The 8056-nt window shown below is 69.4% G+C and carries 4 protein-coding genes and 1 pseudogene; 3 read left to right on the top strand and 2 right to left on the bottom strand.

The genetic code is table 11. The annotated features are described in order from the left end of the window. Both O2L01_RS03650 and O2L01_RS03645 read right to left on the bottom strand, forming a co-directional pair. Positions 1-218, bottom strand: a pseudogene (locus O2L01_RS03650) (sugar ABC transporter permease); the annotation flags it as partial. 84 nt (positions 219-302) lie between these two features. Beyond that, on the bottom strand, positions 303-1994 hold the full coding sequence (locus O2L01_RS03645) for a type 2 periplasmic-binding domain-containing protein (RefSeq protein WP_270120469.1): 1692 nt from the start codon (positions 1992-1994) through the stop codon (positions 303-305). 241 nt (positions 1995-2235) lie between these two features. On the opposite strand from O2L01_RS03645, the gene O2L01_RS03640 reads away from it, so the two are divergent. The 3 genes from O2L01_RS03640 (at position 2236) to O2L01_RS03630 (ending at position 7953) form a co-directional block, all read left to right on the top strand. Beyond that, entirely contained in the window at positions 2236-3372 is a 1137-nt protein-coding gene (locus O2L01_RS03640) for an ROK family transcriptional regulator (RefSeq protein WP_270120468.1), read from the top strand. Between the two features lie 83 nt (positions 3373-3455). Next, complete coding sequence (locus O2L01_RS03635) at positions 3456-5651, top strand: alpha-galactosidase (RefSeq protein ID WP_270120467.1); 2196 nt, start codon at positions 3456-3458, stop codon at positions 5649-5651. A 268-nt stretch (positions 5652-5919) separates the two neighbouring features. Then, positions 5920-7953: a cellulase family glycosylhydrolase gene (locus tag O2L01_RS03630; protein ID WP_270120465.1), complete on the top strand. Its 2034-nt coding sequence runs from the start codon at positions 5920-5922 to the stop codon at positions 7951-7953. Positions 7954-8056 lie beyond the last annotated feature (103 nt).

The following is an 8056-nucleotide window of genomic DNA, read 5'->3' as shown; positions in this document are numbered from 1 at the left end:
CAGAACGGCCGGTAGGGGCTGTAGTCCATGAACGCGATGATGTTCCAGGCCGTGGGCCAGTAGTGGAACACCGCGAGGTGGGCGACCACGGGGAGCGCCAGCAGCAGCAGGGGCCAGTCGTGGCGCAACCGCTGCAGCACGGTCCGCTTGCGCCGGACGACGGGGCGGTTCACGGGCCGCTCGGTGTCCGGCGGCGCGGTGCTCTGGAGTGTTGCCATCGTTTGGGATTCCAGTCGTCGTAGATCCTGTAGGGAGCCGGAGCGGCCGGGCGGTCGTGTGGCTGAACCGCCCGGCCGGGGGCTTTATTCGCCGTGGACGGCCTTGTACGCGTCCGTGTAGTACTGGCGGGCTTCCTCGCCGCCGTTCTTCATGTAGGTCTCGACCATCTCGGGGATCGAGGAGAGCTCGGCGCGCCCGTAGGCGATGTCCTGCTGCTGGTCCCACAGGGTCGAGCCGGCGGCCTTGGCCTCGGCCGGGGCTTCGATCCGCACGCCTTCGAACGGGTTCTCCATGGCGTAGTCCTGGATCGAGGCGTCGTACTCGAAGCGAGCGGCGACCATGTCGGGGTCGCCGGTCAGGAACGTCTCGACCTGGCAGCACAGGGCCTTGTAGTGCACGGGCCCTTGGACGATCTCGCTGCCGAGCGTGGTGTAGACGGGGGTGCCGTCCGCGCCGATCTCGAAGTGCTGCCCTTCGACGCCGTAGTTGAGGATCTCGTACTCCTTGGTGCCGTACGGGGACGCGCACCAGTTGGCGATGTCGAGGATCTCCTCGACCTGCTCCTTGGAGAGGTTCTTGTTGAGGAAGGTCCAGCCGCCGATGCCGGCCGCCATCGCGACGGTGGGCGTGCGGCCCTTCGCGGCCAGCGGCGGGAGCGGGGCGACCGCACCCTGGGCCTCGCCCTTCTTGACCTTGAGGTTGTAGTCGTTCCAGCGGACGAGGTTGTCCTGGGTGAACAGGACCTGCCCGGCCTCCTGCATCGCGGCCTGGTCGAGCGTGCCGGTGGGGGCGTCGGGGTGGATCAGCTTCTCGTCCCACAGGGTGCGGCGGAACTCGAGGAGCTCGGTGAACTCGGGCCGCTCGATGTTGTTGATCATCTTCTTCTGCTCGGGGTCCCAGTTCCAGCCGTCGGTGCCGCCGAGGCCGAACCACTGGCCGATGAACCAGTCGAGGGTGGCGAAGGCCCACTTGCCGTTCGCGTCGTCCGACCAGGCGCGGCAGGCGTCCAGGAGCTCTTCGACCGTGGTCGGCATGGCGATCCCGGCGGCCTCCATGAGGTCGGTGCGGGCGAGGATGCCGTTGCCCTGGCCGCCGCTGTAGTTCATCGGGATGGCGTAGATGCCGGCCGTGTCGGGGTCGTCGGGGTCCTTCGACCACACCGCCTGTCCCCATGCGGCCGAGGGGATCGCGGCGAGGAGCGGCCAGCGCTCGGAGATGTCGCCCTGCACGATCTCGGTGAGGTTGTAGAAGCTGTTGACCACCGTCTCCTGGAAGCTGCTGAAGGAGCCGGTCATGTAGTTGAACAGCTGGATGCCGTCGCCGTACTCGTCGGCCTTGACCCATTGCACGGCCGTGTCGCCGTAGGTCATGCCGTCGCCTTGGCGCAGTTCGAGCTTCGTGCCGCCCCAGGCTTCGTAGACGGCCGCGAAGTACGGGTCGTCCTTCGCCGGCGCCGGGCCCCAGCACGGCACGGTCAGCTCGTAGGAGCCGCTGCCCGAGGGGAGGTCCGTGACGGCCTGGACCGGTTCGGGGTAGGAGGTGAAGGCGGAGGGGTGGTTCGGCGGTTCGCCGATCAGGTCGGGCTGGACGGGGAGCGGCCAGTCCTCGTGCGTGGGAAGGAAGTCGAAGCCTTCGGTGGTCTGCGTGCTGCCGCTGCTGGAGTCGATGTCGGAGCAGGCGGCGAGCGGCAGGCCCGTGGCCCCCACGGCCCCGAGCCCTGCGGCCTTGAACAGGGAGCGGCGCTTGAACGGCGCCCGGTCTGAGGGAGGAGTCATGTCGATGACCTCGTTGTCGCGAAGGGATAAGAGTCGGCCAGGCCAGATGGGCATTGAGGGATGTAGATCCTTGACCTGGTGCGAAGTACGGTACGCAGCAACCATCGACTTTGTCAATCAATGAAACCAACTATTTGCGAAACTGGCGCGGCGAAACAGCTATGAAGCTGACATCCAAGGACATAAAACTGCCTCGTGGGGCTCGGATACCGTTGTCCATGAACAAACCGAGGAGAACACCATGGAGACCACGTCGGTCGGCGCCCCCCTCAGCGGCCTGGAACGCGGCACGCTCCGCGAACTGCTGGTGCACGGCCCCCGGTCCCGCGCCGAGATCGCGCGCGAGCTCGGCATGTCCCGGGCCAGCCTCACCCGGGTCACACGCGCCCTCGTGGACCAGGGGCTGGTCACCGAGGGCGCCCTCGAGCTGCGCGGCGCGACCGGCCGGCCCAGCGAAGTCCTGCACGTCCGCCCGGAAGGCCGCCGCTTCCTCGGCGTGAAGCTCACCAGCGACCGGCTCTTCGCCGTCGTCACCGACCTCACCGCGCGCCCGCTCGCCGAGTACGAGGAGGCGCTGCGGTCGCGGTCCGTCGAGGACGCCGTGGCGCAGATCGGCGGCGCCTACGAGCGCCTCTCCCGCGAGCACCCCGACATCAGCGCGGCCGGCATCGGCCTCGCCGGGGAGGTGGTCTCCGTGTCCGGCCGCCAGATCGTGCTGCAGTCGCCCTTCCTCGGCTGGCGCGAAGTGCCCCTGGCCGACCTCGTGGGCGAGCGCCTCGGCGTGCCCGCGACCGCCGAGAACGACGTGCGCGCCTTGACGGCCGCCGAGCACTGGTTCGGCGTGGGCGCGGGGTACGAGTCGATGGTGCTCATCACCGTCGGGACCGGCATCGGCGTGGGCATGGTCGTCGACGACCGGGTCGTGGTCGGCGCCGGCGGCAAGGCCGGCAACCTCGAGCACCTGCCGATCGACCCCGGCGGCCCCCGCTGCCAGCGCGGCCACCGCGGCTGCCTGGCCTCGTACCTCTCGAACGCGGCGATCGTGGCCGCCCTCCGCACGCCCGGGCTCGACTACGCGAGCGTCCTCGACCTCGCCCGCGGCGGTGATCCCGCTGCGCTGCAGGCGTTCCGCGATGCCGGGCACGCCCTCGGCGTCCTGGCCGCGACCCTCGCGAACACCCTGGACCCCGAGAAGATCGTGGTCACGGGCGACGGCATCGCCGTCACCGAGCTCGCCCGCGCCGAGGTCGACGCCGCGATCGCGACGCACCGCAGCCCTGACGAGGCGCCGCTCGCCCTCGACATCCAGCCGTTCGAGTTCGCCGAGTGGGCGCGGGCCGGCGCGGTGCTCGCCATCCGGGACTTCCTGCGGTTCTGAAGACAGTTAGTTTCATGTATTGACAAAGTTTTGCGGCTTGTCGATACTTGGACGGCCCCGCACCCGTCCATCGAGGAGTCCGCATGAACGAACCCGCCGCCGTCGTCGAGATCCCGGAGTCGTTCCCGGAGCCGGGCGCGCCCAGCGGCGCTCTCGACGGAGGCAAGACCCGGATGCTCTGGGCCGCAGGCGTATCCGTCGTCGTGCACCTCCCCGAACAGGGCCTCCCCGAAGTGCTCCACTGGGGCCGCGACCTCGGCGACCTGAGCCACGGCGACTTCGAGCAGCTCCAGCGCGCCCGCGTCCGCTCGGTCTCGCCCAGCGCGCTCGACGCCCCCTGGCCGCTCACCCTGGTCCCGGGCGAGCCCGACGGCTGGGAGGGGCGCCCGGGTCTCGCCGCACACCGAGCGGGCCGGGCCGAGTACCCGCACTGGTCCGTCGCGGACGCCGGCTTCGAGACGGACGTCGACACCGGGACCCTCCACATCCGCGCCGAAGCCCCCGGCCTGCTGCTCAACACCGAACTGCGCCTTGATGAGGCGGGCGTCCTGCGCGTCGCCCACGAACTCGTCAACACCGGCGACGAACCCCTCTCCCTCGCCGCGCTCGAAGCCGTCATGCCCGTGGGCGACCGCGCCGCGGAAGTCCTCGACTTCACCGGTCGGTGGACCCGCGAGCGCGTCCCCCAGCGCGGCGCCCTCGCGCAGGGCAGCCGCGTGCGCGAGACCCGCCGCGGCCGCACCGGCCACGACTCCCCGTTCGCCCTCGTCCTCGGGACCCCCGGCTTCGACGCCGCCGCGGGGGAGCTGTGGGCGGTGCACCTGGCCTGGAGCGGCGACGCCGTCTACCGCCACGACGCCCTGCCCGAAGCCCGTACGCTCCTCGGCGCCGGTCCGCTGCTGCGCGCCGGAGAGATCGAGCTCGCCCCCGGCGCGTCCTTCCGCACCCCCGACGCCGTGTTCGTCTGGAGCGACCGGGGCCTCGACGGCCTGGGGGAGCGATTCCACCGCTCACTGCGGGCCCGGGCCTCGCACCCGCGCGAGCCCCGCCCGGTCGTGCTGAACACCTGGGAGGCCGTCTACTTCAAGCACGACCTCGCCCGGCTGGAAGCCTTGGCGCGCAAGGCGGCCGACATCGGCGTGGAGCGGTTCGTGCTCGACGACGGCTGGTTCCTCGGCAGACGCGACGACAAGGCCGGGCTCGGCGACTGGATCGTCGACCCCGAGGTCTGGCCCGAGGGCCTGCACCCGATCGTGCGCACCGTCCGCGCCCTCGGCATGCAGTTCGGCCTCTGGTTCGAGCCGGAGATGGTCAACCCCGACTCCGTTCTCGCGCGCGAGCACCCCGACTGGCTGCTGCACCCCGAGACGACGCGGGCCTGGCGCGGCCAGTACGCGCTCGACCTCGCGAACCCGGATGCCTTCGCGTACCTGCTCGAGGCGATCTCCGCGCTCGTCGCCGAATACGGGCTCGACTACATCAAGTGGGACCAGAACCGCGACCTCATCGAGGCCGTCCACGATGGACGCGCGAACGTGCACCGGCACACCGAGGCGGTGTACCGGCTCCTGGACCGCCTCCGGGAACGCCATCCCGCGTTGGAGATCGAGTCCTGCGCGTCCGGCGGCGCCCGCGTCGACCTCGGCATCCTCGAACGCACCGACCGGGTCTGGGCCTCCGACACCAACGACCCGGTTGAGCGCCTGGCGATCCAGCGCTGGACGGAGCTGCTGCTGCCCCTCGAGCTCATCGGCTCGCACGTCGGCCCGGCGACCGCCCACACCACGCGCCGGGCGTCGAGCCTGGACTTTCGGATCGCCACGGCGCTGTTCGGGTCCGCCGGCATCGAATGGGACCTCACCTCGTGCGCGCCCGAGGAACTCGACCGGCTGCGGGGCGGCATCGCCTGCTACCGCCGCCTGCGCGGACTCCTCCACACGGGAGCGCTCTCCCATCCCGACACGGGCGACGCCGGAGCCCTCGCGACCGCCGTCGTGAGCGACGACCTCGGCCACGCGGTCGTGCGAGTCGCGAGGCACGCCACCGGGAACCGCGCTCTCGCCACCGCGCTCCGCGTGCCCGGTCTCGACCCCGAACGCCGGTACCGCGTCGAGCCGGTGCATGAGCTGCCGGTGCCGCGCGGCCTCGACGAGGCGCCCCCGCCGTGGCTCGCGCACGGCCTGCAGCTGCCCGGCTCGGTGATCGCCGAAGTGGGCCTGCAACTGCCGCTGCTCGCCCCGGGCGAAGCGCTCGTCCTCGAGATCACGGCCCAAGTCTGAAGGCTTTGTCAAAGTAGGAAACTAAATAGCGCGCGCATGCCGGGATCGTCAACGATCCCGGCATGTGTTGCGTTGCAGCCTGCTTCACGGGCGACACGGATCGCAATCATATGTCCGATATGCCTTCATTAATAACTCGAGTTAGTTTTGTATATTGACAAACGCGAATCGGGTTGTCTATCGTGAATACGAGCTAGGAATCTGCATATGTCGATTCCCGAACCCCTGGCCCCTCACGGAAATCCACTCTCCTGACAGGAGTCTTGAGATGAGTCCAACCCCTGTGCGCGGAAGGCGGCTTCGCCTCGGCGTGATCGCCGCGATCGCCGTCACGACCATGACGTCGGGCCTCGTCGGCGCCGTCGGCGCCCAAGCGGCCCAAGGCTGCGAGGTCGAATACGAGGTCACCGGCCAGTGGCCCGGCGGCTTCAAGGCCGACGTGGAAGTCACCAACCTCGGCGACCCGGTCGACGGCTGGAACGTCGAGTGGTCCTGGTCCGATGGCCAGAGCGTCAGCAACATGTGGAATGCCAAGGTCACCAACGCATCCGGCACCGTCAGGGCCGAGAACCAGAGCTACAACGCCAAGATCGACACCGGTGGCTCGGTGCTGTTCGGCTTCATCGGCTCCTGGTCCGGCGCGAACGCCGACCCGGGCGAGTTCCGCCTCAACGGCCGCCTCTGCGACGGCAGCATCGGCGAACCCGTCGAGTGGGACAACGCGACCGAGCAGGTCGCGGCCATGGAGCCCGGCTGGAACATCGGCAACACCCTCGACGCGCTGGGCGGCGAGACCAACTGGGGCAACCCGCTCATCACCGAGGAACTGCTCCAGACGGTCAGGGCCTCCGGCTACAAGTCGATCCGTCTGCCCGTCACCTGGGACGAGTTCACCGGTCCCGCACCGGATTACACCATCGATCCGGCCCGTATGGACCGTGTCGCGCAGGTCGTCGACTGGGCGCTCGCCAACGACCTCCAGGTCATGCTGAACCTCCACCATGACTCGTGGATGTGGCTTGACGAGCTGCCGAACGACCATGACAACGTGATGGCCAAGTTCGAGGCGATGTGGACGCAGATCGCCAACCGCTTCAAGGACTACCCGGCCGAGCTCTCCTTCGAGAGCAACAACGAGCCGCAGTTCGTGGGAGCCGAGGGCGCGGCCGGCGACGCCTACAACGAAGAGCTCAACCTCGCGTTCTACGACGTGGTCCGCGGCACCGGCGGCGGCAACGCCGACCGCCTGCTCATCCTGCCGACGCTGAACACCAACGCCGCGCAGGAGCGCCTGGACTCGCTCAAGGCGACGATCGACGGCCTTGACGACGACATGGTCGGCGCGACCATCCACTACTACGGGTTCTGGCCCTTCACGGTCAACATCGCCGGGTTCACCACCTATGACCAGCAGGTGGCGGACGACCTCGTCGGCTACTTCCAGCGCGCCAACGACACCCTGGTGGACAACGGCATCCCCGTCATCGTCGGCGAATGGGCCGTCTTCAACTACAGCCACTGGTCCCCTGAGCGCATCGAATACGGCGAGATGCTCAAGTTCTTCGAAGCCCTGCAGTTCGAGGCCCGCGACAAGCAGTTGACCACCATGCTGTGGGACGCCGGCCAGTTCCTCAACCGCGAGACCCTCGAATGGCGCGACGCGTACATCGCCGAGCGCTTCGCGTCGAGCTGGTCCACCCGCTCGGGCACCACCTCCTTCGACCGGATCTACCTCGAGAAGGCCGGGACCGTCACCGACGAGTCGCTCACCTTGAACCGCAACGGCCTCGACTTCAAGGGCCTGTGGCACGGGGACAAGAAGCTCGTCCAAGGCACCGACTACACGGTCTCGGGCGACACGCTCACCATCAAGGCCGCGACGCTGACCCGCCTCGCGGGCGACCGCGCCTACGGCGTCAACGCGACGATCGAGGCCCGCTTCTCCAAGGGCGTCCCGTGGCGCATCAACGTCATCACCTACGACACGCCCGTGCTCTCGGACGCGACCGGGACGACCTCCCTCGCCATCCCGACCCGGTTCAACGGCGACTACATCGCGACCATGGAGGCCCGGTACGCCGACGGCACCAACGCCGGCCCCGCCTCCTGGACCCCGTACCAGGAGTCCGGCGTGAGCTGGCTGCCCGACTACGAGGGCGGCACCATCGCCGTCCCGGACCAGTTCGTCAGCGCGATCCGTGACGGCGAGCCCGTCACGATCACGTACCACTTCTGGGACGGCAGCACGGTGAACTACACGGTCACCAAGTCCGGCACCACCGTGACCGGAACGGCCTCATAAGAAGCCACATCGCAAGGGAGAGCAAGAAGGGCGCGGGGGCCGGGCCCCCCCCCCCCCCCCCCGGGCCGGTGCCCGGGGGGCGGTGGGGGGGGGGGGCCCCGGC

It is taken from the genome of Glycomyces lechevalierae, assembly GCF_027622945.1.
In the GTDB taxonomy this organism is placed as follows: domain Bacteria; phylum Actinomycetota; class Actinomycetes; order Mycobacteriales; family Micromonosporaceae; genus Glycomyces; species Glycomyces rutgersensis.
This window is presented reverse-complemented; position numbering and strand designations above follow the sequence as displayed.

Excerpts from the sequence above, each read along its gene's own strand:
- O2L01_RS03645 (WP_270120469.1), bottom strand. The coding sequence starts at position 1,994 with ATGACTCCTCCCTCAGACCGGGCGCCGTTCAAGCGCCGCTCCCTGTTC.
- O2L01_RS03640 (WP_270120468.1), top strand. The coding sequence starts at position 2,236 with ATGGAGACCACGTCGGTCGGCGCCCCCCTCAGCGGCCTGGAACGCGGC.
- O2L01_RS03635 (WP_270120467.1), top strand. The coding sequence starts at position 3,456 with ATGAACGAACCCGCCGCCGTCGTCGAGATCCCGGAGTCGTTCCCGGAG.
- O2L01_RS03630 (WP_270120465.1), top strand. The coding sequence starts at position 5,920 with ATGAGTCCAACCCCTGTGCGCGGAAGGCGGCTTCGCCTCGGCGTGATC.